At 64.2% G+C, this 25,255-nt stretch carries 22 protein-coding genes; 12 read left to right on the top strand and 10 right to left on the bottom strand.

The features are described 5' to 3' along the window. Positions 1 to 308: 308 nt before the first annotated feature. A complete protein-coding gene (locus ISG32_RS00725) occupies positions 309 to 2,768 on the bottom strand; it encodes an adenosylcobalamin-dependent ribonucleoside-diphosphate reductase (protein ID WP_194769116.1) in 2,460 nt (819 codons plus the stop codon). A gap of 307 nt (positions 2,769 to 3,075) precedes the next feature. On the opposite strand from ISG32_RS00725, the gene ISG32_RS00720 reads away from it, so the two are divergent. From ISG32_RS00720 to ISG32_RS00710, 3 genes are read left to right on the top strand one after another with little or no spacing between them, the layout of a single operon-like run. Next, complete coding sequence (locus tag ISG32_RS00720; RefSeq protein WP_194769115.1) at positions 3,076 to 3,954, top strand: ChaN family lipoprotein; 879 nt, start codon at positions 3,076 to 3,078, stop codon at positions 3,952 to 3,954. 58 nt (positions 3,955 to 4,012) lie between these two features. Beyond that, a complete protein-coding gene (purU, locus tag ISG32_RS00715; protein WP_194769114.1) occupies positions 4,013 to 4,861 on the top strand; it encodes a formyltetrahydrofolate deformylase in 849 nt (282 codons plus the stop codon). Between the two features lie 49 nt (positions 4,862 to 4,910). Continuing rightward, positions 4,911 to 5,825, top strand: a complete 915-nt coding sequence (locus ISG32_RS00710; RefSeq protein WP_194769113.1) for a LysR substrate-binding domain-containing protein — start codon at positions 4,911 to 4,913, stop codon at positions 5,823 to 5,825. 35 nt (positions 5,826 to 5,860) lie between these two features. Here ISG32_RS00710 and ISG32_RS00705 read toward each other — a convergent pair whose 3' ends face one another. Beyond that, positions 5,861 to 7,144, bottom strand: coding sequence for a Zn-dependent hydrolase (locus tag ISG32_RS00705; protein WP_194769112.1), 1,284 nt, complete (start codon positions 7,142 to 7,144; stop codon positions 5,861 to 5,863). A 13-nt stretch (positions 7,145 to 7,157) separates the two neighbouring features. Beyond that, entirely contained in the window at positions 7,158 to 8,540 is a 1,383-nt protein-coding gene (locus ISG32_RS00700; RefSeq protein ID WP_194769111.1) for a dihydroorotase, read from the bottom strand. 112 nt (positions 8,541 to 8,652) lie between these two features. On the opposite strand from ISG32_RS00700, the gene ISG32_RS00695 reads away from it, so the two are divergent. The 4 genes from ISG32_RS00695 (at position 8,653) to ISG32_RS00680 (ending at position 13,621) form a co-directional block, all read left to right on the top strand. After that, positions 8,653 to 9,534 (top strand): LysR family transcriptional regulator, encoded by an 882-nt coding sequence (locus ISG32_RS00695; RefSeq protein ID WP_194769110.1) that lies wholly within the window; start codon positions 8,653 to 8,655, stop codon positions 9,532 to 9,534. A gap of 461 nt (positions 9,535 to 9,995) precedes the next feature. After that, positions 9,996 to 11,342, top strand: coding sequence for an MFS transporter (locus ISG32_RS00690; RefSeq protein ID WP_194769109.1), 1,347 nt, complete (start codon positions 9,996 to 9,998; stop codon positions 11,340 to 11,342). 123 nt (positions 11,343 to 11,465) lie between these two features. Next, entirely contained in the window at positions 11,466 to 12,962 is a 1,497-nt protein-coding gene (locus ISG32_RS00685) for an FAD-linked oxidase C-terminal domain-containing protein (RefSeq protein WP_194769108.1), read from the top strand. A gap of 170 nt (positions 12,963 to 13,132) precedes the next feature. Further along, the gene (locus tag ISG32_RS00680; RefSeq protein WP_194769107.1) at positions 13,133 to 13,621 is read left to right on the top strand and encodes a hypothetical protein; all 489 of its coding nucleotides are present in this window, start codon (positions 13,133 to 13,135) and stop codon (positions 13,619 to 13,621) included. 53 nt (positions 13,622 to 13,674) lie between these two features. On the opposite strand, the gene ISG32_RS00675 is transcribed toward ISG32_RS00680, so the two are convergent. From ISG32_RS00675 to ISG32_RS00660, 4 genes are all read right to left on the bottom strand, one after another. Further along, entirely contained in the window at positions 13,675 to 15,012 is a 1,338-nt protein-coding gene (locus ISG32_RS00675; protein ID WP_228529511.1) for a DUF445 domain-containing protein, read from the bottom strand. A gap of 102 nt (positions 15,013 to 15,114) precedes the next feature. Beyond that, positions 15,115 to 15,531: an FKBP-type peptidyl-prolyl cis-trans isomerase gene (locus ISG32_RS00670; RefSeq protein ID WP_194769106.1), complete on the bottom strand. Its 417-nt coding sequence runs from the start codon at positions 15,529 to 15,531 to the stop codon at positions 15,115 to 15,117. A 306-nt stretch (positions 15,532 to 15,837) separates the two neighbouring features. Further along, positions 15,838 to 16,974, bottom strand: coding sequence for an aminotransferase class V-fold PLP-dependent enzyme (locus ISG32_RS00665; RefSeq protein ID WP_194769105.1), 1,137 nt, complete (start codon positions 16,972 to 16,974; stop codon positions 15,838 to 15,840). A gap of 137 nt (positions 16,975 to 17,111) precedes the next feature. Further along, on the bottom strand, positions 17,112 to 17,834 hold the full coding sequence (locus ISG32_RS00660; RefSeq protein ID WP_194769104.1) for a YggS family pyridoxal phosphate-dependent enzyme: 723 nt from the start codon (positions 17,832 to 17,834) through the stop codon (positions 17,112 to 17,114). 119 nt (positions 17,835 to 17,953) lie between these two features. Here ISG32_RS00660 and ISG32_RS00655 point away from each other — a divergent pair, with 119 nt between their 5' ends. The 4 genes from ISG32_RS00655 (at position 17,954) to ISG32_RS00640 (ending at position 21,913) form a co-directional block, all read left to right on the top strand. Further along, entirely contained in the window at positions 17,954 to 18,997 is a 1,044-nt protein-coding gene (locus ISG32_RS00655) for a type IV pilus twitching motility protein PilT (RefSeq protein WP_166309533.1), read from the top strand. A gap of 65 nt (positions 18,998 to 19,062) precedes the next feature. Continuing rightward, positions 19,063 to 19,695, top strand: a complete 633-nt coding sequence (locus ISG32_RS00650; protein WP_194769103.1) for a cyclic nucleotide-binding domain-containing protein — start codon at positions 19,063 to 19,065, stop codon at positions 19,693 to 19,695. Between the two features lie 105 nt (positions 19,696 to 19,800). Then, complete coding sequence (locus ISG32_RS00645; protein WP_194769102.1) at positions 19,801 to 20,937, top strand: PilT/PilU family type 4a pilus ATPase; 1,137 nt, start codon at positions 19,801 to 19,803, stop codon at positions 20,935 to 20,937. A gap of 61 nt (positions 20,938 to 20,998) precedes the next feature. Then, positions 20,999 to 21,913 carry an NAD(P)-dependent oxidoreductase gene (locus tag ISG32_RS00640; RefSeq protein WP_194769101.1) on the top strand — a complete coding sequence of 305 codons (915 nt, stop codon included), beginning with the start codon at positions 20,999 to 21,001 and terminating at the stop codon, positions 21,911 to 21,913. A gap of 254 nt (positions 21,914 to 22,167) precedes the next feature. Here the strand turns inward: ISG32_RS00640 and ISG32_RS00635 are convergent, their stop codons facing one another. The 3 genes from ISG32_RS00635 to ISG32_RS00625 form a co-directional block, all read right to left on the bottom strand. Next, a complete protein-coding gene (locus ISG32_RS00635; protein WP_194769100.1) occupies positions 22,168 to 22,971 on the bottom strand; it encodes a BON domain-containing protein in 804 nt (267 codons plus the stop codon). Beyond that, positions 22,971 to 23,564, bottom strand: a complete 594-nt coding sequence (locus tag ISG32_RS00630; RefSeq protein ID WP_194769099.1) for an SIS domain-containing protein — start codon at positions 23,562 to 23,564, stop codon at positions 22,971 to 22,973. The genes ISG32_RS00635 and ISG32_RS00630 overlap by 1 nt, the downstream gene beginning before the upstream one ends. Before the next feature lie 99 nt (positions 23,565 to 23,663). Further along, complete coding sequence (locus tag ISG32_RS00625; RefSeq protein WP_194769098.1) at positions 23,664 to 24,074, bottom strand: YraN family protein; 411 nt, start codon at positions 24,072 to 24,074, stop codon at positions 23,664 to 23,666. Between the two features lie 17 nt (positions 24,075 to 24,091). On the opposite strand from ISG32_RS00625, the gene rsmI reads away from it, so the two are divergent. Beyond that, positions 24,092 to 25,033: a 16S rRNA (cytidine(1402)-2'-O)-methyltransferase gene (gene rsmI / locus ISG32_RS00620; RefSeq protein ID WP_194769097.1), complete on the top strand. Its 942-nt coding sequence runs from the start codon at positions 24,092 to 24,094 to the stop codon at positions 25,031 to 25,033. The last annotated feature ends 222 nt before the right edge of the window (positions 25,034 to 25,255 follow it).

Raw genomic sequence — 25,255 nt, 5'->3', positions numbered from 1 at the left:
CGCAGTCTAGAGACGCCATAAGCAATGCAAATTGATATTGATCAATTTACAAACGCTGTCGTTCAACCGCCGCCAAAAAGAGCGTCGATTCGCGCTCTGACACAAATCAAAAAAGCAACGCAGCTCTCGATGCGTTGCTTTCCACCATCCATGTCGGGCGCTTGCCCGAAGCCGCTCAGCTCCGGCGTCGGCGCACGCGGATCAGCCCCGTCAGGGCCATGAGCGAGGACAGTCCGATCAAAACGGCATCTCCGCTCGCATGGAGCGGCCATGCGAACGGAGATGTGAGCCGAGATGCGAATCGGTTGTCAGCCGCAGCTGCCCAGTGCTCCACATTGCGTGCAGTAATCGCAGCCATCCTTGCGGATCACGGCGTGCGCGCCGCATTCGTGGCATTTCTTGCCAGCCATGGTGGGCGGGTTGCCGCCGTTCTGGGCGATGTCGGCATTCGCAGTGAGCGCAGGCTCTCCAAGCGGCAGAACCTGCTGCTGGGGCGCGGCGCGCTGCGCCAGGATGTTCTGCACCGCGTACGCGATGGCGGCGACTTCGGAGTCGTGCCACAGCGGCACACGGGTGCCGTCATCCTTGGTGTGGAAGCCAAGGCGCACCGGGCCGCGATCCCACGCCACCTTGCGCATGTCGGAGAGCGCGCGTTCGAGGAAACCGCCGCGCGCGGCCAGCGACAGAAGGCGCATGCTCGACGTGATCCACTGCTGCGACTCGCCGCTCTGGCCCACGGGCATGAAGAACTCGATGGCGCGGTCGACCGAGCCGCCGTGGCCATCGGGCACCGGCAGGAACGAGACGATCAGGTACAGCGCCTTGTGGCCTTCCTGTGTCCAGTACTCGAGCTTTTCCGCCACGGCCGACAGTCCGCCCTTGGGACGGCTTTCGATCATCGTGCGCATCGGGTCGATGGCCGGTGCGGGCGCGACGGCGGCGGCGGGCGCAGGAGCCTCGGCCTTGGGGGCGGGAGTGACTTCGAGCACCGCGCCCAGAATGCTGTTGGGGCGGTAGGTGGCCAGGCCCTTCAGGCCCGAATGCCAGGCCTGCAGATAGAGGTTCTTGAAGTCGTCGTACGGATAGTCTTCCGGCACGTTGACCGTCTTGGAGATGGCGGTATCGACGAAAGGCTGCACCGCCTCCATCATCGCCACGTGCTCGCCGGCCGACATGTTCATCGCGCTCACGAAGTACTCGGGCAGCTGGTTGACGTCACCGCCGAGCGTCTTGTACAGGCGCCATGCGTAGTCCTCGACGATGTACTCGCTCTTGCTGCCATCGGCCTCGCGCTTGCGGCGGGTGTAGCTCCACGAGAACGGCGGCTCGATGCCGTTCGACGCGTTGTCGGCGAAAGCCAGACTCACCGTGCCGGTGGGCGCGATCGACAGCAGGTGGCTGTTGCGGATGCCGTGCTTGCGGATCTGCTGCTTGAGCTCCTTGGGCAGGCGGCTGGCGAACGTGCCCGCGGCCAGATAGCCGTCGGCGTTGAACTTGGGGAACACGCCCTTTTCCTTGGCCAGCTCGACCGACGCGGTATAGGCCGCGTCACGCATGTGCTCGGCGATCTTCACCGCCATCTCGCGGCCCTCTTCGCGGTCATAGCGCAGCTTGAGCATGGCCAGCGTGTTGCCCATGCCGGTGAAGCCCACGCCGATGCGGCGCTTGGCGGCGGACTCGGCACGTTGCTGCTCGAGCGGCCAGAAGGTGAGGTCGAGCACGTTGTCGAGCGCGCGCACCTGCAGCGCGACCGAGGCTTCGAACGCCTCGAAGTCGAACTTCGCAGCGCCGTTGATGCCGAACGGGTTGCGCACGAAGCGCGTGAGGATGATTGGGCCAAGGTCGCAGCAGCCGTAGGGCGGCAGCGGCTGCTCGCCGCAGGGGTTGGTCGCTTGGATCTTTTCCGCGTAGTGCAGGTTGTTGTCGGTGTTGATCTGGTCGAGGAACAGAATGCCCGGCTCGGCGAAGTCGTAGGCCGACTTCATGATGGTGTCCCACAGATCGCGCGCACGCACCGTGCGGTAGACCCACTGGCCGTCGCCGCGCTGACGCGCACCGGCCTTCTGCAGTTCCTCGCCGGGTGTGGCCTCGTGGACCAGCTCCCACTCGCCGTCCGCCTCCACGGCCTGCATGAAGCCGTCGGGCACGCCGACCGAGACGTTGAAGTTGTTCCAGCGGCCCGGTGTGCGCTTGGCGGTGATGAAGTCGAGCACATCTGGATGATCGATGCGCAGCACGCCCATCTGCGCACCGCGACGCGCGCCGGCGCTCTCCACGGTGGAGCAGGACTGGTCGAACACATTGATGTAGCTGCACGGACCCGAAGCCATCGAGGCGGTGCCCTTGACCAGCGCACCGCGCGGACGGATGCGCGAGAAGTCGTAGCCCACGCCACCGCCGCGGCGCATGGTCTCGGCCGCCTCACGCAGCGCCTCGTAGATGCCGGGGTAGCCCGCATCGTCCACGCCCTGGATGCAGTCGCCCACGGGCTGCACGAAGCAGTTGATCAGCGTGGCCTGGATGTCGGTACCGGCAGCGCTCATGATGCGGCCCGCACCGATGGCGCCGATGCGCAGGTTGTCGAGGAATTTGGCTTCCAGAGGCTCGCGAAGGTCTTCGCGCTCCACGGACGCCAGCGCACGTGCCACTCGGCGATACAACTCCTCCACATCCTTCTCATCATTCTTGAAATATTTCTCGCGCAGAACGTCGAGACTGATGGGTTGCATGGACATGGTGGGGGTCAGATCGGCTGTTTCGCGTTTCATGAAAAAGTGCTCTCCGATGTTGGAGGGTAGATGAATTCTTGGGGGGTCGTCGAGGCAGTTCGCCACGGCTTCGGCAGGCGGTGACGCGCAGGCCGTATTTCTACACCTTCCACAGAAAATGTGTCTGAATTCTAATCAAGGCATCCTGTATCGAAGCTCATTTTTAATAGCAAGCAATTCCCATCATTGCTCGCAATATTCGCAATTACGAAGATAGCCCTTGACAGACATTTCTGACATTCATTTACATGCTGTGTGTCCTTGTGGACAGCCTCGCAAACACCCTGAAATCGGCTAGTATTTGAAAATGATTCTCATCTCGAAGCGTTCACTCACCCGTTTGGCCTTGCCGACCCTGATGCTGTCGTCCGTGCTGCTGTCCGCCTGCTCCTTGCCGACCGCTGGCCGCGCCCACAACTCCCCCGAATTGCATTGGAATGCCCCTGCCGCGCAGACCCAGTGGCATGACACATTGACCCAGATCCAGTCCGCCCCCGTGATCCTGCTCGGCGAGCAGCACGACGCGCCCGAGCACCACGCCATTGAAACCGACACCGTGCGCGAGCTGTCCGCGCGGGGGCGGCTCGCCGCTCTGGTCATGGAAATGGCGGACGAAGGTGCATCCACCGCAGGCATCCCCTCCGACGCCAGCGAGGCCGACGTGCAGGCGCGCCTGCACTGGAACGACAAGGGCTGGCCTTGGAAGTCCTACGGCCCCACGGTCATGGCGGCCGTGCGCGCCGGCGTTCCGGTGCTCGGCGGCAATCTGCCGCGCGCACAGATGGCGGAAGTCATGAAGAACGCGAATTTTGACCGGCATTTGAACGCCGAAGCGCTGCAGATCCAGATCGATGCGATCAAGGAAGGCCATTGCAACCTGCTGCCCGAGTCGCAATTCCAGCCCATGGCGCGCATCCAGCTCGCACGCGACGAACGCATGGCCCGCGTCGTGACCTCCGCCGTGACCGCGAACCGTACCGTGCTGCTCGTCGCCGGGCACGGCCATGTGCGCACGCGCGTGGGCGTGCCCACCTGGCTGCCACGCGATCTGCCCTACAAAGCGGTCATCGCCCAAGCCGGACAAGTCAAACCCGCCATCCAAGGCGAAGCGGACATCTTCATCGTGACGCCCGAGCTGCCTCGCAAGGACCACTGCGCCGAATTGCGCGAGCGCTTCAAGCGCTGAGGAAAGCTCATCCCTCAACGCCACATATGTACCGGCGTGCTGCGACAATTGGCCCCATATGACCGAATCCTTCATCCTGACCCTCTCCTGCCCGGACCGTCTCGGGCTGGTGCATGCCGTCTCCGGCTTCCTGCTGGAGCGTGACGCCAACATCGAAGAAGCCGCCCAATACAACGACAGCGCCACTGGCCTGTTCTTCATGCGCGTGCAGTTTGCGTGCCAAAGCCCAGATTTGCCGACACTCAAGGCCGAGTTGGCGACTTTTGCGGAATCGTTCAAGATGAACTGGGGCCTGCACTCCACCAGGGAGGCGATGAAGACCGTGATCATGGTCAGCAAGGACGGCCGCTGCCTGAACGACCTGCTGTTCCGCTGGAAATCGGGCCTGCTGCCGATCGACATCCGCGCCATCGTCAGCAACCACCGCGATTTCTACCAGCTCGCGGCCAGCTACAACATCCCGTTCCACCATATCCCCGTGACCGCCGCCACCAAGGCACAGGCCGAGGCCAAGCAGTACGAGATCATCCAGGCCGAAGGTGCCGAGCTCGTCGTGCTGGCGCGCTACATGCAGGTGCTCTCCGACGACCTGTGCAAGAAGCTCTCGGGCCGCGCGATCAACATCCACCACAGCTTCCTGCCGAGCTTCAAGGGCGCCAAGCCCTACTACCAGGCCCATGACCGTGGCGTGAAGCTCATCGGCGCAACCGCCCACTACGTGACCGCCGATCTGGACGAAGGCCCGATCATCGAGCAGGACGTGGCGCGTGCCAGCCACTCCGACACCGTGGAAGACCTCACCGCACGCGGCGGCGACACCGAAAGCCAGGTGCTGGCCCGCGCCGTCAAATGGCACAGCGAACACCGCGTGCTGATGAACGGCCACAAAACGGTGATCTTCAAGTAAAAGCCGTCAACGCACACCCATCCGCAGCCAACCCGTCACCTCACACATCATGAGCAGCACCCCCAATCACCCGATCAGCGTGGACGCCGGTGCCCTGCGGCGCATTCCACCCATCCAGTGCCTGCTCACGTTCGAGGCGCTGGCGCGGCTGCGCAGCGTGACGCTCACGGCCGACGAACTCTGCGTGACGCCCAGCGCCGTGAGCCACCGCGTCAAGCAGCTCGAGCAGATTCTCGGCACCCGCCTCTTCGGCCGTGCCGATTTTTCGCTCACGACCGACGGCAGCGCCTATCTCTCGCATGTGCGCGAGGGCTTGGGCGCACTGCAGCGCTTTCCCGGCGCGGACAGCGTTCCGGGAAAGCGACGCCTCAAGCTGGCCGTCACGCCCACCTTTGCAAGAGCCATCCTGATCCCGCGCCTGCGGCAGTTCACCGAGGCCTATCCCGAGATCGATCTGGCGCTGCAGGTCTCGATCCCGCTGCTCGACGTGGTCGCCGAAGACGCCGATCTGGTCGTGCGCTTCGGCCCAGGACACTACGCAGACATGGAACATGTCGAGCTCGCGCGCGACATCGTCACCCCGCTCGCCTCCCCGGCCTTCGTGCGCGAACATGGCCCGTTCGAGCGCCCCGAAGACCTCGAGGGCATCCCGCTCCTGCGCAGCCCGCTCGAGCCATGGCGCAGCTGGTTCGACGTCTGCGGCCTGAGCTGGCCCGCACCGACCGAAGGTTCACAGTTCAACGACATCGGACTGATGTGCGACGCCGCCGCCGCCGGCATGGGCGTGGCGCTGGTGCGCCTCAAGCTCGGCCGACCGTGGCTGGACCAGGGCACGCTCGTGCGCCTCTACGACAACATCGTCGCCCCAAGCCCGCACGCGCACTACCTGTGCTGGAAAACCGGCACGATGGACCGCTGGGAGTGCGCGGCGTTTGCGGAGTGGCTGCGCAAGACGCTGGCCTGAACCGCACCAGTGGGAGCGCTTGCGCTCAGTTCATTTCATTTCGCCGACAACTGCACGTCGAGCACACGCACGGTTTCGTAGAGTACCCGCGTGCCGTCCAGCAACTGGGCGGGCTCGATCCACTCCTCCGGGCAATGGCTGCGGCCATTCAGGCAGGGAATGAAGATCATGCCGATGGGTCCGGTCGGCGCCATGTAGACCGCATCGTGTCCGGCGCCGCTTGGCATGCGCATCTGCTCGTAGCCCAGGTGGCCGCATGCCTGCTCGATGCCCTGCATGACAAGTTCCGAGCAATCCGTTGGCTGCGACCGGCTCACGTCCTGCATCACCGCCTTCACGCGCAATTCATCGAGGCCCGATTGCACCTGTGCGAACAGTTCTTCGGGGAAGGTTTCCAGCACGCCGACATGGTCGCTGCGCACTTCCATCATCATCTCCACCAGCCCGGGCACCGCGTTCGATGCGTTCGGCGTGAGCGAGAGGCGACCGACCGTTGCCACCACATAGTGCGGCTTGCCATTGAGAGCGCTCGCCTTGCGGTTCGCTGCGTCGATGATGCGCGCGGCGCCCACCAACGCATCGTGGCGAATGTCCATCGGCGTAGTGCCCGCGTGATCGGCCTGACCATGCACGGTGAACGACACGCGGCGAATGCCGACGATGTTGGTCACCACGCCGATCGGCAGCCGACGCTGCTCCAGCACTGGGCCCTGTTCGATATGCAGCTCGACGAACGCCGCGGTTTCACCGGCACCGCGAAGCGGTTGCGCAAGCAGCTCGGGGCGCGCGCCAATGCGACGCATGCCTTCGGCCAGCGTTTCGCCCTGCGGATTGCGCGCCTCCAACATCTCGGCGCCCAGCTTTCCCGACAGAGAGCGGCTGCCGATGCACGAGATGCCGTAATCACTGGGCTCTTCCGAAAGAAAGTCGATCACCTCGAACGGATGTGAAAGCGCGACACCGTTTTCGTGCAGCGTGTGAGCCACTTCGATGCCCGCGAGCACGCCGATGATGCCGTCGAAGCGGCCACCCATCATCACCGTGTCGCAGTGCGATCCCGTGGAAATCGGCGCACCGTCGATCGATCCGTTGGACGCAGGCAGGCGGCCCACCAGATTGCCGCCCGCATCCAGCGATACCTGCATGCCCGCAGCTTCGAATTCGCTGCGCAGCCAGGCGCGCGCGGCTTCGAACTCGGGCGAGAACGCGCGGCGCGTCCACGGCACGTCGGGCAGTGTGAAAGTGGAGAGCTTTTCCACGCGCTGCCAAAGACGCTCGGCGTTGATGGGGGGAAAAGTGATGCAGGCGTCGTCAGTCATTTGGAGGTCGGAATCAGTCGTCATATGAAGGCGCAGTCGCGCGCTGGTGGTGCGGCTTGAGGAACTTGCCATCGCCCGCGTTGTTGAGGATTTTCACGCCATCGAAGACATGCTGCCCGCGACACCAGGTGTTGGCCACACGCACCGTGAATTCACGTCCCTCGAACGAGCTCCATTGCACTGCCGAAAGGCTGGTCGATGGATCGAAGGCATAGCGCTCGGGCTTGAGCACGACGATGTCGGCATCCATGCCCACATCGAGCGATCCCTTGCGATCATCCAGCAGGAAATGGCGCGCAGGATTGCGCGAGAGCTGGCGCACCACCATCGACGGATCGATGCCGTGTTCCTCGCATCCCGTCCAGAACGCGGGCAACAGTGTTTCCAGACCCGGGCCACCGGAAGAATTGCGGAAGACATCAGGGTTGCCCTTGCGCTCCAGCCCCCAGCTCACATGGTCCGACGAAACAAACGTGCAGGCATCGCGCGCGATGTGCGTCCACAGCAGATCCACTTCGGCCTTGGGGCGAATCGGTGGATAGTGCTTGGTCTTCGCGCCGAAGCGGCGGGTATGCTCTTCGTGATTGAGCATCAGGTACTGCACGCAGGTTTCAATGCTGGCGTGGTGGCCTGCACGACGATACATGTCGCAGATCTCAAATCCGCGCGAGGTCGAGACGTGCACCGCATGCGCGCGCGCCCCCGTCTCGGCACCCAGTTCGTAGATCAGCGCCGTTGCGAGGTTCTCGATCATCGGCGTGTGCGCGCGCATGAACGCGTCCCATCCGGTATCGCCCGCCTCCTGCAGGCGACGGATGTTCTTGCGCGTCAGCTCCTGCATCTGGTTGTGCACCCCGCAGACGATGCCGGAGGGTTGAATCAGGCGAAAAGCCTCGAAAAGATCATCTTCTTCCACGCGCGGAAAGCGCCCCGGCGTGGCCTCGAAGGTGGAGAACTTGAAGGCGCAAACGCCCCCTTCAATCAGGCCCGCTGCAGCCTGCAGCCCGTGTTCCAAATTGAGCGTGCCGAACAGTGCCACATCCACGTGACAATCCCGCTCGACTTCGGCGATCTTCGCATCGAGCTGCGGGCGCGATGCCACCGGTTCTGGATCGTCGTAAGGCATGTCCACCATCACGGTGACACCGCCCGCGGCGGCAGCGCGCGACGCCCAGCCGAGGCCTTCCTGCCCGTTCTGACTGCCCGAGTGCACCTGCCCGTCCACCACGCCCGGCACGATCCACTGGCCACGCGCGTCCACGCTCTCGCGGGCGGCGGGCGCTGCGCCTTCACCGCGCGCCGCAATCTTGCCATCGCGCACCGCCAGCCAACCGTCAGTCACCACACGGCGTGCATCGACGATATTGCCGCGCACCACCAGATCAAAGTCACTCATCTTTCATCTCCAGATTCGATTCAACGTTCAATGGAGAAAAAGTGTGAAGCCAGTCACCCAAAATGTCATATGCTTAAATATCGAAGATACATAACATCAAGTTAACCAACTCATGAAACTCAACCTGCGCCAGATCGAAGTGTTCCGCGCCATCATGATCAGCGGCTCGATCAGTGGCGCATCGAAACTGCTGTACGTCTCGCAGCCCGCTGTCAGCCGGTTGATTGCCTATACCGAACAGCGCCTGGGGCTGCAGCTTTTCGAGCGCATCAAAGGTCGCCTGCACCCCACACCCGAAGCGCACCGCCTGTTCGAAGAGGTGAGCACGCTCTACCAGAACGTGCAGCGCGTGAACGAGGTGGCCGAGAATCTGGCGAAGAACCGGGGCGGGCAACTGCGCGTCTCCTGCAGCCCCAACATCAGCCAGTACGTGATGCCCCAGGCCATCGCCCAATTCACGCGCGAGCACCCCGAGGTGCGCGTGGTGCTCCACACGCATATCCCGCACGTGATGACGCAGGCGCTGATCACCCAACAGATCGAGCTGGGCGTGACCTACATGCCGACGCCCCACCCCAGCCTCTCGATGCAGCCGCTGTACGAAAACCGCATCGTCGCGGTCCTGCCACAAGACCATCCTCTGGCCACGCGCGAAGAGATCAGCAGCCGCGATCTGGCGAATGAGCCCTTCATCGGCTACAGCAACGACATCCCGTTCGGGCACCTCGTGCAGCAGATCTTCGGCAGCGAAGAGAACCAGCCCGTACCCCGCATCGAGGTGCAACAGGCACAGGTGGCGTGCGCACTCGTGCAGGCCGGAGCGGGCGTGGCGCTGGTCGACGAGCTGACGATTCGCGGCCCTTCCTGGTCAAACGTGGTGGCCATTCCGGTCGCGCCAATGGTGCACGCGCCAGTTCACGCGTTTCGACTGCAACACCAGCCGATGTCTCGCCTGGCGCAGGAATTCGTGCAGGTTCTGAAAGCGCTGCAGTGAGCGGGAAATAACCCGCATGCGCGCGCAGCCACCTTCCGGTGCCTCTGCAAACACGAGGCTTTGAGTCGGAAAATGCCTAGGGATTTCCCTAGTCAGCGCTGCGTCCGGCCGATTTCCAGAATCCCTGATCCGTGGCGCTCCTTCCGGGAAATTGCACCGCTTCCCTCTGAAATCACGCCTTGGCGCAGATCTGCCGCAATGCACCACCATGATGCATTAACACGAGATTATGTTCAGCACATAAAAAGTAATGCGACATTGTTGACTGAGCTTTCTAGGATGCGACCCATTGAAGCCTCGGCCGTGTCTGCGCTGTTGCCTGCACCTTGGTGCATGGCGCCGGCCGCCCGGAGCTTCGACCGAGTGAGATGACGGACTGCTTTCTGACAAGGCGGCGCTCCGTCCTGATTTCAGCGCTGCGCCCAGTTCGCACGCATCCTTTTCGTGAAAAGCACATCGACATGACGATCCAATCAGCCGCCACGCATCCGCATGACGCCGGGGCGCCAGACCGCCACGCGGCTCCCACCAAGCACGCAGACAGCGCCAGCAAGCGCGCCGTCATCGCGGCATCCACCGGCAACGCGCTGGAGTGGTATGACTTCACCGTGTATGCCCTGTTTGCGGTCTACATCGGGCAGAACTTCTTCCAGAACGAGAACCCGACCGTTCAGCTCATGGCGTCGTTTCTCGCGTTCGGCCTGGGCTACATCGCCCGCCCACTCGGCGCGCTGATCCTCGGCTCCTATGGCGACCGCAAAGGCCGCAAGGCCGCACTCAGCATGACCATCATGCTGATGGCCGTTGGCACGCTGCTGATCGCCATTGCGCCACCCTACGCCGCCATCGGCGTCGGCGCACCCCTGTTGATCGTCTGTGGCCGTGTGCTGCAAGGCTTCTCCGCAGGCGGTGAAGTGGGCGGCGCCACCGCGTTCCTCATCGAGCACGCACCGCCGGAAAAGCGCGGCCTCTACGCGTCCTGGCTGCAAGCCAGCATGGGCATCAGCAATGTGCTTGCGGCCCTCGTCGCCACCATCGTGACCAGAGCGTTCACGCCCGAGCAGGTGGGCGAATGGGCATGGCGCATTCCGTTCATTTTCGGTCTGGCGATTGCGCCCGTCGGCCTGTGGATGCGTCGCGCACTCGACGAAACCCCGCACTTCAAGGAGGAAGCCGCACGCTCCGCCAAATCCGGCGAGACCGCCAAGCAACCGCTGCTCAAAGTGCTGCGTGAATGCCCGCGCCAGCTCATCACCGGCCTCGGCATGTCGGTGCTGTGGGCTGCCGGCCCCTACGCGCTCATCATCTATCTGCCGATCTATGTGCAGAAGAACATGGGCTTTGCCAGCTCCGACGCCTTCACTGCGGCGCTGATCGGCAACTTCTTTCTGATCGGTGGATGTCTGCTGTCCGGCGCGATTTCCGATCGCATCGGTCGCCGCAACATGCTGCGCATCGGCGCGCTGCTCATTCTGGTGGCCGCTTATCCGCTTCTGGCGTGGCTGGACTCGGTGCGTACCCCCACGGCACTGATCGCCGTGCAATCTGCCATGTGCGGTCTGGTCGCTCTGTTCGTCGGCAGCGCACCTGCCGCGCTTTCGGAAATCTTTCCAACCGCCGTGCGCTCCTCCGGCATGTCCCTGTCCTACAACACGGCCGTGACGATTCTTGGCGGCTTTGCTCCGGCACTGCTGACCTGGATTTCGTACTCCACCGGCATCTCGCACGCGCCTGCCCTGTACGCCATGGCCGCAGCCGTCGTCGCGCTGATCTCCATCTCGCTCCTGCCCGCGCCGAGCAAGGTGTAACGCGCCGCCTGCGGGCATTTCGCGAAAACAGCGAACAGCCCGCAGCACCCCGCACAACGCACCTCACAAGAATGTGCAAATTTGTTCACGCCGCTGCCTCGGCTGTTGAACTACATTCACGGGATGAGCACCGCCACACCTCAACCCACGGCCAGCGAGCGCGCCTTGCGGCAAAAACAGATCGTCGACGCGCTCGGCCAGCACCTGCCTGCGCACGCGCTGCTGTGGAACTCCGAAGACACCACCCCTTATGAATGCGATGGGCTGACCGCCTATCGCCAGCGTCCGCTGGTCGTCGCGCTGCCCGAGACCGAAGAGCAGGTGCAGGCCGTGCTGCGCGTCTGCCATCGGCTTGACGCGCCGGTCGTCGCGCGCGGCGCGGGCACGGGGCTTTCGGGTGGCGCAATGCCACACGCCATGGGCGTGACGCTGTCGCTCGCCAAGTTCAACCGCATTCTTGAAGTCAATCCCGTGAGCCGCACCGCGCGCGTGCAGTGCGGCGTGCGCAATCTGGCGATCAGCGAGGCCGCCGCGCCGCACAACCTCTACTACGCGCCCGATCCGAGCAGCCAGATCGCCTGCACCATCGGCGGCAACGTGGCCGAGAATTCCGGCGGCGTGCACTGCCTGAAATATGGCCTCACGGTGCACAACGTGCTGCGCGTGCGCGGTTTCACCGTCGAGGGCGATCCCGTCACCTTCGGCAGCGAGGCGCTCGACGTGCCCGGCTACGACCTGCTGGCCGCGATGATCGGCAGCGAAGGCATGCTGGCCGTGGCGCTCGAAGTGACCGTGAAGCTCATCCCCAAGCCGCAGCTCGCGCGCTGCATCATGGCGAGCTTCGACGACGTGCGCAAGGCGGGCGATGCCGTGGCGGCAGTGATCGCTGCGGGCATCATCCCGGCGGGTCTGGAGATGATGGACAAGCCGATGACGGCTGCCGTCGAAGATTTTGTGCATGCCGACTACGACCTCACCGCCGAAGCCATTCTGCTGTGCGAGAGCGACGGCACGCCCGAAGAGGTCGAAGAGGAAATCGGCCGCATGAGCGACGTGCTGCGCAACGCCGGTGCCACGGCGATCACCGTGAGCAACAACGAAGAGGAGCGCCTGCGTTTCTGGAGTGGCCGCAAGAATGCGTTCCCCGCCAGCGGTCGCATCAGCCCCGACTACATGTGCATGGACTCGACCATTCCGCGCAAGCGTCTGGCCGACATCCTGCTCGCCATCCAGGAGATGGAGAAGAAATACCGACTGCGCTGCGCCAACGTGTTCCATGCGGGCGACGGCAATCTGCATCCGCTGATCCTGTTCGATGCGAACGACCCCGACGAGCTGCACCGCTGCGAACTGTTCGGTGCCGACATTCTGGAGACCAGCGTCGCCATGGGCGGCACGGTGACCGGCGAGCACGGCGTGGGCATCGAAAAGCTCAACAGCATGTGCACGCAGTTCACGACCGAGGAAAACCTGCAGATGTTCGCGCTCAAGGGCGCGTTCGATCCCAAGGGCCTGCTCAATCCGGGCAAGGTGATTCCGACACTCAACCGCTGCGCCGAATACGGCAAGATGCTGGTGCGTGGCGGGCAGATCAAGCACCCCGACTTGGAGCGGTTCTGAGACACCCTCGTCGGCTGCCGTGCACCGTCGCTTGCGCTTGACGCTCGCCCGTTGCAACAGCGGCGGGTTTCTTGAAGCAGACGCTGAACAACCCGGCCAATCAACAGCGATCGATTCCGCCGAATTCCGCTGCTGACGAACGGACTCGTGGACGCGGCGACAATAGCGCCATGGCTCACGATTCCGATTCCAACTCTTCCAGCACGACTCCTGACGACGACTACCAGTCGCACCTGCAGGCCGGCAACGCGCTCGTCGCGCAGGCGCAGACCGTCGCCACCACCGACTTCGCCCAGGCGCGCGCGCTGTGGCAGGAGGCCGGAAAGCAGTACTACCTCGCCCACAAGGCCGACCGCGACGAGCCCGAGGCGGCTTTCAAGCTCGCCCAGGCCTGGATGGCCGAGGCCCATGCGCTGCAGAAGGAAGGTTCGCCCAACGCGAAGATCATGTGGAGCAACGCAGCCGCGCAGGCGGAGCTGGCGTTTGACCTGACTCCCGAGAACGGCCGCCTCGCGATGGCCGTCGCCACCTGCTATCACTTTGGCGAGCAGCCCGAGGAGGCCGAGGCGTGGCAGCAGCTCGGCCGGCACCTGCTTGACGGCGCGGCCAAGCTGCAGGGACACGGCGAGGACCGCAAGAACGAGGATTCCGAGGACTGAACCGGTGGGGCTACAGCCCGGCGCGCAAACGGCCCCGGAGCGTGTTGGCGATCTCAGTGCCGCGCCACCAAACCCCAGATGATGCTGGCGTGCGAGATCACGAACAGCACCAGACCGATCAGCCCACCGACGATGGTGCCGTTGATGCGGATGTATTGCAGATCGCTGCCGATGTGCTGCTCCACGAGCTGCGCCATCTCTTCGGCGTCCCAGCGCTGCACGGTGGCGCGGATGTGTTCGGCGACGGACTGCGCCACGTCGGGCGCCCATTGCGCGGCCCAGAGTTCGAGGCGCACGTTCAGTCGCAGGCGCAGCGCGGCGTCGCCCGCGAGCGACATGCCCAGCCACTTGCCCATCTCTGACACGTTGCGGGCAATCGCCGAATTCTCGTCCTGCAGATCGCTGCGCAGCTTGCGGCGCAGGTCGGCCCAGATGTCGTGCACGTAGGAGCTCAGCGCCTCGTCGTTCTGCAGATAGCTGCGGATTTCCTCGCCGCGCTGCTCCCAGTCGGGGTCCTGCTGCATGCGCTCGATCAGCCGGGCGATGGCCGCGTCCAGCGAGTCGCGCAGCTGATGGTTGGGGTCTCTCGCCACCTCCACGAGCAGGGTCTCGATCGCGTGCGAGATCGCCGACGCGCCCTTGCCGCTCAGCCAGTCGGTGGGCAGCACTTTTTGCTTGAGCGGATGCTCGCGTTTGATCCATTTGACCAGCGTGTTGGCGATGAAGTCGCGCGTATCGTCGGCGCGCAGCAGGCTGCTGAAGCGCACCAGCAGATCGTCGAGCAGCATCTGGTGGCGGCGCTCGTGCGTGAGCGCCTCGAGCGCGGCGGCCATGGTGCGCGAGACGTCGATCTGGCCGATCAGGGCCCGCGCGGCGCTGTTGAGCAGCTGCTGGATCTTTTCGTCCTCCACCGTGTCGAGCGCGGTGGACATCAGGCGCGAGACCTGCTTGCCCAGCAGTCCGGCATTGGCGGGCGAGGTGAGCCACTGCGCGAGCATGTCGGCCGGGTCATGGCGGCGGATCATGGACACGAGCGATGGCGCGTCGAGAAAACGGTCGCGCACGAAAGCCGAAAGGTTGTCGCCGATGCGGTCCTTGTTGCGCGCGATGATGTTGGTGTGCCGCGAGAGATACGGAAGCGGGATGCGCCTGAACAGCGCGGAGACGGCGAACCAGTCTGCCAGAGCGCCGACCATCGCGGCCTCGGCCATGGCGCGTATGCACTTGACCCAGAGATTCTGCGGGAAGGCGTAGGTGAGCGCGAAGACCACGACCACCGCGATGAACAGGCCCGTGGCCTGCCGCTTGGCACGCGAGAGCTGCGCCGCGCGCGCGGCGGTGGCGGCGCTGACGCCCGGCGAGTCCTGATCCTCGAGCGGAAGCATTTGCATGCCCTCAAGCATAGCCCGGCAGGGCCTGCGATTCACACCTTGCGCTGTAGGAGATGGGCGCGTAAGCCCGCTTGTGGGCTTGCGCGCTACAGAGGGAAAACCTTATTTGCCGTTGACGGCCAGCAGCTCGACTTCGAAATTCAGCGTGGCGTTCGGCGGAATCACGCCGCCTGCGCCGCGCGAGCCGTAGGCGATGCTGGCCGGGCACGTCAGCTTGGCCTTGCCGCCGACCTTCATCTTCTGCACGCCTTCGGTCCAGCAGGGGATCACGCCGTTGAGCGGGAAGTCGATGGGCTGGCCGCGCTTGATGGAGCTGTCGAACTCCTTGCCGGACTCAGGAAACCAGCCGCGGTAATGGACCTTGACGGTGTCGGTGGCCTTGGGGCTGGCGCCTGCGCCGTCCTTGATGCTTTCGTAGATCAGGCCGCTCTGGGTGGTGACGGGGTCTGCGGCTTTTGCTGCGGTGGCGAGGGTGAGGGCTGTGATGGTGGCGGTTGCCAGCAGGGTGAGCTTCTTCATTGAATTGCTTTGGGTTTGTTGGGGTTGGGATTGTTGCTTTGTTCGTGCTTTGAAGGTGTTTCTTTTTGGCGCGCGCTGCGTGGTTGAGGGCGGAGGCCGGGACTGCCCCCGGCGGGGCAATCACTTTTTGGTCTTGCCCAAAAAGTAATCAAAAATGCGCTTGGAAGTCCTCCGGCAGAACTCGACTTCGCGCTGCCGCGCTCCGCTCGGACAACCGCCGGAAGTCAGATTGGAAGAGGTGTTTGCGGCACTTTGCTTCGCTCGTGCCGGCATCGCCCTTTCGGGCGACGCCGCCTTTTGCTTTGCTTAGGCCTTGGCCTGAATTTGGTCCAGAGCCTTGGCCAGGTAGCCTACGGTGCGGTCCACGTTGTGCCACTTTTCCAGGCCGAAGAGGCCGATGCGGAAGGTCTTGAAGTCCGGGCCTTCGTCGCATTGGAGGGGCACGCCCGAGGCGGTCTGCAGGCCGACGGCCATGAAGGCCTTGCCGGACTGGATTTCGGGGTTGGTGGTGTAGCTCACGACCACGCCGGGGGCCTTGAAGCCGTCAGCCGCCACGCTCGGGAAGCCGCGTGTTTCCAGCAATGCGCGGACCTTCGCGCCCAGATCGATCTGTTCCTGACGGACCTTCTCGAAGCCGTATTCGCGCGTTTCCAGCATCACGTCGCGCAGCTTGACGAGCGCGTCGGTCGGCATGGTCGTGTGGTAGGCGTGGGCGCCTTTTTCGTAGCCTTCGGCGATGGTCATCCACTTCTTCAGATCACACGAGAAGCTGGAGCTCTGCGTGGGCTCGATGGCCTGGCGGGCGCGCTCGGAGAGCATGACCATGGCGCAGCAGGGCGTGCTGCTCCAGCCTTTTTGCGGTGCGCTGATGAGCACGTCGACGCCGGTCTTCTGCATGTCCACCCACATTGCGCCGGAGGCCACGCAGTCGAGCACCATGAGCGCGCCGACTTCATGCGCGGCGTCGGAGATGGTCTTGATGTAGTCGTCGGGCAGGATGATGCCGCTGGCGGTTTCCACGTGGGGGGCGAAGACGACCTTGGGGCGTTCGATGCGGATGGTTTCGGCCACGTCGGCGGCGAGCGCGGGAGCCCAGGGGTCCTGAGCGCCTTCGCCCTGCTTGCGGGCCTTGCAGACGATGGAGCCGCCGCCGAGCGCGCCTTCGTCGAAGATCTGGGTCCAGCGGTAGCTGAACCAGCCGTTGCGCACGATCAGCACCTTTTCGCGGTTGGCGAACTGGCGGGCCACGGCCTCCATGCCGAAGGTGCCGCTGCCGGGCACGAGCACGGCGGTGTGGGCGTTGTAGACCTCCTTGAGGACACCGAGGATGTCCTGCACCACGCCCACAAATTTCTTGGACATGTGGTTGAGCGCGCGGTCGGTGTAGACCACCGAAAATTCCATCAGTCCATCGGGGTCGACGTCGGGCAGCAATCCGGGCATGGGGTATCTCCTGTGTGTGATCGGCCCGCACTGGCTTTCGGATGGATCACGGGCGGGCCTGGTGACTGAGTCAGCGTTGGAAATTCAGTGTCTCTTCGAGAGAAATACAGCTTAGCACGCGATTTGGTGCACCAGCGTCAGCCTGCGGCGGGGTAGTGACGTCTGCCAAAGATGCCGCTGCCCACGCGCACCATGGTGCTTCCGGCCTGCACGGCGGCGTCAAGGTCGTCGGTCATGCCCATGGAAAGCGTGTCGAAGCGCTCCAGCCCCGCCATTTGCTGCGCCGCAATATCGCCGAACAGCTTCTGCGCGCGCTGGTGCACGGCGAGCTGAGCCGCGAAGTCGGCTGTGGGCTCGGGAATGCTCATCAGGCCGCGCACCACGATGCGCGGCAGCGCGGCGGCGGCGCGCACCAGCTCGGCGGTCTCTTCCGGCGCGATGCCCGACTTGTTGGCTCCGCCATCGACGTTCACCTGAATGCAGATCTGCAGCGGCGGCAGATGCTCTGGACGCTGGTCGGACAAGCGCTGGGCGATCTTGAGGCGGTCCACCGTGTGCGCCCAGTCGAAATGCTCGGCCACGAGACGCGTCTTGTTGCTCTGGATCGGGCCGATGCAGTGCCATTCGAGCGGCTGGGGCAATCCGTACTCGGCCACCAGCGCCATTTTCTCGACGGCTTCCTGGATGTAGTTCTCGCCAAAACTGCGCTGGCCCGCCTCGGCCGCATCGCGCACGGCCTCGGGGCCAAAGGTCTTGGACACCGCCAGCAAGGCCACGCTGGCCGCGGGGCGCCCCGCCTGCCCGCAGGCCTTGGCGATCTGCGCATGCACTCGTTGGAGATTGTTGGAAATCGTCGTCATAATGTTCGTTGAGGAGTCCGTTTCGGCCGATCTGACTAGCGGCACAGGTCAAACAACCTTAACCTGTCGATCTGCTCGCAAACAAGACATCAAGCGTATCAAACGATCAGAGGGATCCCGTGGACATTACCCAACTGCTTGCATTCAGCGTCAAGAACAAAGCCTCCGACCTGCACCTGTCGTCCGGCCTGCCGCCGATGATCCGGGTGCACGGCGACGTGCGCCGCATCAATGTGGACGCGCTCGACCACAAGACCGTGCACGGCATGGTCTATGACATCATGAGCGACTCGCAGCGCAAGACGTATGAAGAGTTCCTCGAGGTCGACTTCTCGTTTGAAATCGAAGGCCTCGCGCGCTTTCGGGTGAACGCCTTCAACCAGAACCGGGGCGCGGCCGCCGTGTTCCGGACGATTCCCAGCAAGATCCTGACGCTCGAGCAGCTGAACGCGCCCAAGATCTTCGGCGACCTCGCGCTCAAGCCGCGCGGTCTGGTGCTGGTGACCGGCCCGACGGGCTCGGGCAAGTCCACGACGCTGGCGGCGATGGTCAACTATCTGAACGAAACCGAGTACGGCCACATCCTCACGGTGGAAGACCCGATCGAATTCGTACACGAATCCAAGAAGTGCCTGATCAACCAGCGCGAGGTCGGCCCGATGACGCTGTCGTTCGCCGCCGCGCTGAAATCGGCCCTGCGCGAAGACCCGGACGCGATTCTGGTCGGCGAAATGCGCGATCTCGAAACGATCCGCCTCGCGATGACCGCCGCCGAAACCGGCCACTTGGTGTTCGGCACGCTGCACACCTCGAGCGCCGCCAAGACCATCGACCGTATCATCGACGTATTCCCGGCGGAAGAAAAGGAAATGGTCCGCGCGATGCTCTCCGAATCGCTGCAGGCAGTGATCTCGCAGACGCTGTGCAAGACCAAGGACGGTCAGGGCCGCGTGGCGGCGCACGAGATCATGCTCGGCACCAGCGCCATCCGCAACCTGATCCGCGAAGCCAAGGTGGCGCAGATGTACTCGACCATCCAGACCAGCAACGGTGTGGGCATGCAGACGCTGGACCAGAATTTGACAGACTTGGTGCGACGCAACATCATCAGCCCGGCCGAGGCCCGCGCCAAGGCCAAGATTCCGGAGAACTTTCCGGGATGACGAGGTAGGCGCCAGACGCACCCAACCTTCGGCGCTCAGGCAGCGCCGGAACAGGAAGACACCACATGAAAGGCATCCTCGACCTGCTCAAATCCAGGAGCCCCAGAGAAGCCAGGGAAGTTGGAGAGTCGACCCTGTTCACGACCGCTTTCTCGATGGGCAAGAGCGCCGGCAAGGCGGCGGCTCCATGGGATGCGCGCGCGGTCGAGGTCGTCGCCACACGCCTGCCCAAGAGCCGTGGCGGCAAGCTGCTTGAGTCGGTCTGGGAAAAGGACCAGTACATGTCGCACCTGAACAAGGAAGCGCTGGAGCGCATGCAGCGCTTCTTCGCGTTCGCGCAGGTGTCTCCCAACCGTGACCTGATCCGTCAGGACGAATACGGCAATTTCATGATCGTGCTGCTCACCGGCAGCATCGGCGTGGACAGACGCCAGCCCTGGGGCGAGCACCTGCGGCTGGCCGAAACCCGCCCCGGAGACATTCTGGGCGAGATGTCGCTGCTGGACAGCGGCATCCGCTTTTCCACCTGCACCACGCTCACCGACTGCGAGATCGCCGTGCTGAGCGCCGAGGCGCTCGACGACATGATGGCGCAGGACGCGCCACTGGCGGCCGCGCTGATCGCTCTGCTGGCCCGAAAATTGTCGCTGCGCCTGCGGGTGGTGAGCTCCCGGCTCAGCGACAATCCCAACGGATGAAGCGCGCCGACGGGCCGCCCGCCTCCACCTTCACCTTCACGCAACACCCCTACATTTCCAAGAGCCGCCCCACTCCGGGCAGCCGAACAGACCGAGAGGAACAACATGGAACGCGATCAGGCCAGTAAATTCATCAACGATCTGCTGCGCCTGATGGTCGGCCGGGGCGGCAGTGACCTGTTCATCACGGCCGAGTTCCCCCCCGCGATCAAGGTGGACGGCAAGATCACCAAGGTCTCGCCCCAGCCGCTGACGCCGTCGCACACGCTGATGCTCGCGCGCTCGATCATGAGCGACAAGCAGGTAGCCGACTTCGAGCGCACCAAGGAATGCAACTTCGCGATTTCGCCCGCCGGCATCGGCCGCTTCCGCGTGAACGCGTTCGTGCAGCAGGGCCGCGTCGGTCTGGTGCTGCGGACGATTCCGCTCACGCTGCCGACCATCGATGGCCTCGGCGTGCCGCAGGTGCTCAAGGACGTGACCATGGCCAAACGCGGCCTGTGCATTCTGGTGGGCGCGACCGGCTCGGGCAAATCGACCACGCTGGCCGCCATGCTCGACTGGCGCAACGAAAACTCCTTCGGCCACATCATCACCGTGGAAGACCCGGTGGAATTCGTGCATCCGCACAAGAACTGCGTGGTCACCCAGCGTGAAGTGGGTCTGGACACCGACAGCTGGGAAGCCGCGCTCAAGAACACGCTGCGCCAAGCTCCCGACGTCATCCTGATGGGCGAAATCCGCGACCGCGAAACCATGGAGCACGCCGTGGCCTTCGCCGAAACCGGTCACCTGTGCCTGGCCACGCTGCACGCCAACTCCGCCAACCAGGCGCTGGACCGCATCATCAACTTCTTCCCCGAAGAGCGCCGCGCGCAGCTGCTGATGGACCTGTCGCTGAACCTGCGCGCGCTCGTCTCGCAGCGCCTGATCCCCAAGCAGGACGGCAAGGGCCGCGCCGCCGCCGTGGAGATCATGCTGAACTCGCCGCTGATCGCCGACCTGATCTTCAAGGGCGAAGTCGCCGAGATCAAGGAAATCATGAAGAAGAGCCGCAACCTCGGCATGCAGACGTTTGACCAGGCGCTGTTCGACCTGTTCGAAGCCAACATGATCACGTATGAGGACGCCCTGCGGAACGCCGACTCGGTCAACGACCTGCGCCTGCAGATCAAGCTGAGCAGCCAGCGCGCCAAGACCACCGACCTGTCGGCCGGAACCGAGCATTTCGCGATCGTCTGACCCCCGCCTCCCGGGACTCCGAACCCCGGGCCACTGAACGAACCACTGGAGTTTTTGATAAATGAGCAGCATCAATCCCCGCACGTATGACGCCATCCCCGCGCGCAAGGTCGCGTTTCTGGGTCTGGGCGTCATGGGCTATCCCATGGCCGGGCATCTGGCCAAGGCGGGGCATCAGGTGTCGGTCTACAACCGCACCCCGGCCAAGGCCGAAGCCTGGGTCCAGGAATTCGGCGGCAGCTTCGGCAAGACGCCCAAAGAGGCCGTGAAGGCCGCCGAGATCGTGTTCTGCTGCGTCGGCAACGATGACGACCTGCGCTCCGTCGTGCTCGGCGAGCACGGCGCATTCGCCGGCATGGGCGCCAACACCATCTTCGTTGACCACACCACGGCCTCGGCCCAGGTGGCGCGCGAACTCTACGAAAAGGCGCAGTCGCTCGGCCTGCAGTTCATGGACGCGCCGGTCTCCGGCGGCCAGGCCGGTGCCCAGAACGGCCAGCTCACGGTGATGTGCGGCGGCGACCAGACGACCTTTGACGACACCCGCCCCACGGCACTTGCGTTCTCGCGCGCCTTCACGCTGATCGGCGACAGCGGCGCAGGCCAGCTCGCCAAGATGGTCAACCAGATCTGCATCGCCGGTCTGGTGCAGGGCCTGTCGGAAGCCATCGCCTTCGGCCAGCAGGCGAATCTCGACATGAACGTGGTGCTCGACGTCATCAGCAAGGGCGCAGCCCAGAGCTGGCAGATGGAAAACCGCGGCAAGACAATGGTGCAAGGCAAGTTCGACTTCGGCTTCGCCGTCGACTGGATGCGCAAGGACCTGGGCCTCGTGCTCGACGAAGCCAAGCGCAACGGCGCCCGCGTGCCCGTGACCGCGCTCGTGGACCAGTTCTACGGCGACGTGCAGCAGTCCGGCGGAGCCCGCTGGGATACCTCCAGTCTCATCACCCGCCTGCGCAAACCAACGCAGTAACAAACATCCCAACAAAACAAAAGCCGGTCAGGACCCAAGTCCCAACCGGCTTTTCTATTTGTGTTCAAGACAGCGGGCCCGCGAAGCGCTCCGGGCTCTCGATCCCCACCCCAACGGCAAGACAGCCCCTCAGGCTAGGCGTCGAAGCCGCAGACAGTACTCTCGTACGGCAAGGATTCGCAACGACGCATGAGGGGCTGTATTGCCGCCTCCAAACGACCCACCGTTGAAGCCAAAGGCTTCATCCAAGACACTCAGCGAACAGGCGCCGTCTGAATCGCAGGCAACGGCGTACCTTGAATCTCGGTACGCGATGGCCCTGATGGAGCCGCAGGTGCCGGTTCAGCCGCAAGCGGCGTCGGAGTCACTGTCCCAGAGGAAGAAGAGGAAGCAGAAGAAGAAGTTCCAGGGGAGCCCGCATCCTGCACAGGCGCACCCTGCTGCTTGCTGTAGTTGGCCAACTCGTCTTCGGAAATCACTTCAAAAACTCGAACCACCTTGCGCACGTTGTCCACACCCCGTGCGATTTCGGCGGACCGCTTGGCTTCACGCGGCGTGACGCGGCCCATCAGGTAGACAACATCACGCTCGGTCACGACCTTGAACACGTTGGACGACAGATCCTTGGCGTCCACCAGGCTGGCCTTGACCTTGCCGGTGATCAGCGTGTCGCGCGAGCGCTGGGAAAAACCGGAGTTCTCCATCACACCGAGCTCGTTGACCACCGACTTCACGTTCTCGACCGCGCGGGCTTCCTTCTCTGCCTTCTGGCTTTCCTCGATCGTCGGGACTTCGCCGGTCAGCAGTACCTGGCGGTTGAAGCTGGTCACGTTGAAGTGGCCACGGCCATTCATGACGTCCTTGAGGCGGCCGGCGACCTTGTTCTCGATGCCTTCGTCCTCGACCTGGATGCCGGTGGTGCGGCGATCCGTAGCCATCAGCGTGCCCATCACCGCGCCGCCGCCAAGCACCACGGGGGCGCAGGCGGTGGTCAGGCCAGCGGCCAGCAGCGTCGCCGCGAGCACGGTGCAAGTGGTACGGGCATGAAGGAATTTCATCAAAGCATCTCCTGTTCACCTAACAACTGGGTATCCACACCGTCGCACAGACAGTGCAGGATGAGCAAATGCACCTCGCGCACGCGGGCGGCACGTTCGTGCGGCACACAGACCTGCACGTCCGTCTCGCGCATGACGCCTCCCATGGCTCCCGAATCGCGCGCGCACAGGGCGATCACCGACATGTCGCGCTCATGCGCCGCAAGCACGGCCTCCAGCAGCGCGGGCTCGTCGCCATTGACGCACAGCACCAGCAGCACGTCGCCCGCAGCGCCCAGGGCGCGCACCTGCCGGGCAAACGCGCCCACTTCAAACGACTGACCCAACGAACCCGACCAGCCCGCATCGGCAGAAAGCGCGATGGCGGCCAGCTCCGGGCGCTCGCGCTCGAAGCCCGCCACGCACATCATGGCGAACTGCTGCGCCTGCGCGGACGACAGCCCCGAGCCACAGGCCAGCACCTTGGAGCCGTTGGTGACGCAGGCGAGCAGCGCCTGCACCGCCGCGTTGATGGGGTCGCTCAAGGCCTGCGCCGCCTGGTATTTGACGTCGGCGCTGTCGATGAAATGTTGTTGGATTCGTTGCTCAAGCATGGACTGCCGATGATACTTGGCTGGCGCCAACGCGAAGTGTCTGAATCCCAAATCCGTATCGGCATATATCCATTCTTGGCGATAAAACCTGCCAAAAACTCAATCCCCCGCGTCGAATGCGCTCTTGAGCCACACCGGCTGCCCCTCGATCAGCACCACGTCAAAGCGGCACGGCGGATGGGCGCGCAGCGCCGCCAGATAGTGCCTTGCCGCCAGAATGATGCGCCGCTGCTTGGTCTGCCCGATGCTCGCCCCAGCCCCGCCGAACTGGGCCGAACCCCGGCTGCGCACCTCGACGAAGACCAGCGTTCCATCGCGATCACGCATGATCAGGTCGATTTCTCCGCCGCCCCGGCCGGGGGTTCGATAATTGCGGGTGACGAGCTTCAGCCCGGCCTTCTCGAGATAAGCCAGCGCCTGATCCTCCGCGAGCATGCCCTGCACGCGCGTGGTCGGCTCCGGACCAGCGGCACCGGCACCGTCAGTGGCTTGCGCCGCCCGCCCCTTCATTCTTTTCAGGAAATCCCATGAGCACATCTTTTGCCTCTGCCCTGACAGCTGCCCAGGAAGCAGCCGGTGCTCAACATTATCCGCAGGGGTCGCTGTACGTCGTGGCGACCCCGATCGGCAATCTGGCGGATATCACGCTGCGCGCCCTGCATGTGTTGCAACTGGCCGACCATGTCGCCTGCGAGGACACCCGCCACACCCAGCAGATGCTGCGCGCCTACGGCCTCGACAAGTCCGGCAGCCAGTTGCTCGCCGTGCACCAGCACAACGAGGCCGAGCGCTCGGCGCAGGTGATCGATCTGCTGCAACAAGGCAAACGGGTTGTCTATGTGAGCGATGCGGGCACCCCCGGCGTGAGCGACCCCGGCGCGCGCCTGTGCGCGGCCGTGCAGCAGGCGGGGCTGCGCTCCATTCCGCTGCCAGGGGCCAGCAGCGTGACCACGGCCATCAGCGTGGCGGGCATCGTCTCGCCCGACGCCCAAGGCTTTCTGTTCGCCGGATTTCTGCCGACCAAGTCGGCCGAGCGCGCCACGGTCATCGACCGGCTCGCGCTTGAGCCGCGCGCCATCGTGCTGCTGGAGGCGCCGCACCGCATCGAAGAGCTCGCCAAGGCGCTGTCCGTGCTGGGTGAGCGCCCTGTGACGCTGGCGCGCGAGATCAGCAAGCAGTTCGAGCAGATCACCACGCATGCGGCCAACGCCCTCTCGGCCTGGCTGCAGTCGGACAGCCAGCACAGCCGCGGCGAGTTCGTGGTGGTGATCCATCCTGCCGCGCAGAGCGACGAGCACGACCCCAAGGAACAGCAGATCCTGCTGTTGCTGCTCGCCGAGCTGCCGATGAAGACCGCCGTGCGCCTGACCGCGCAGATCACCGGCGGCGCGCGCAATCGGCTCTACGACATGGCGCTCGCTTTGAAGTCGAGCGACAACGACGACGAAGGGGACGCCGAGGACGAGTGAATCCACGAGGTGGGGCAAGGAAAATCGGGTGTGTTGCGCGCGAAGCCTGCCGGGCACGGGGCTGAAGGCAGTGCGCATTCGGTCATGCGGGAAAGCGCTGCCGAAATGGAATGAATGGCGCGACCAACGCTCTGGCATGGAGCATTCGACCGCTGCGCGCATGTGCGTAGAAGACTTGTGCAGTCTCTCGACCAGCGCATCATTCCGCGTCCCTTTTCAAGT

The sequence above is a fragment of the Diaphorobacter caeni genome, from assembly GCF_015354245.1.
Classification (GTDB): Bacteria; Pseudomonadota; Gammaproteobacteria; order Burkholderiales; family Burkholderiaceae_C; genus Diaphorobacter_A; species Diaphorobacter_A caeni.
The sequence above is the reverse complement of the archived record's forward strand: the minus strand, read 5'-3'. Positions and strand labels throughout refer to the sequence as shown.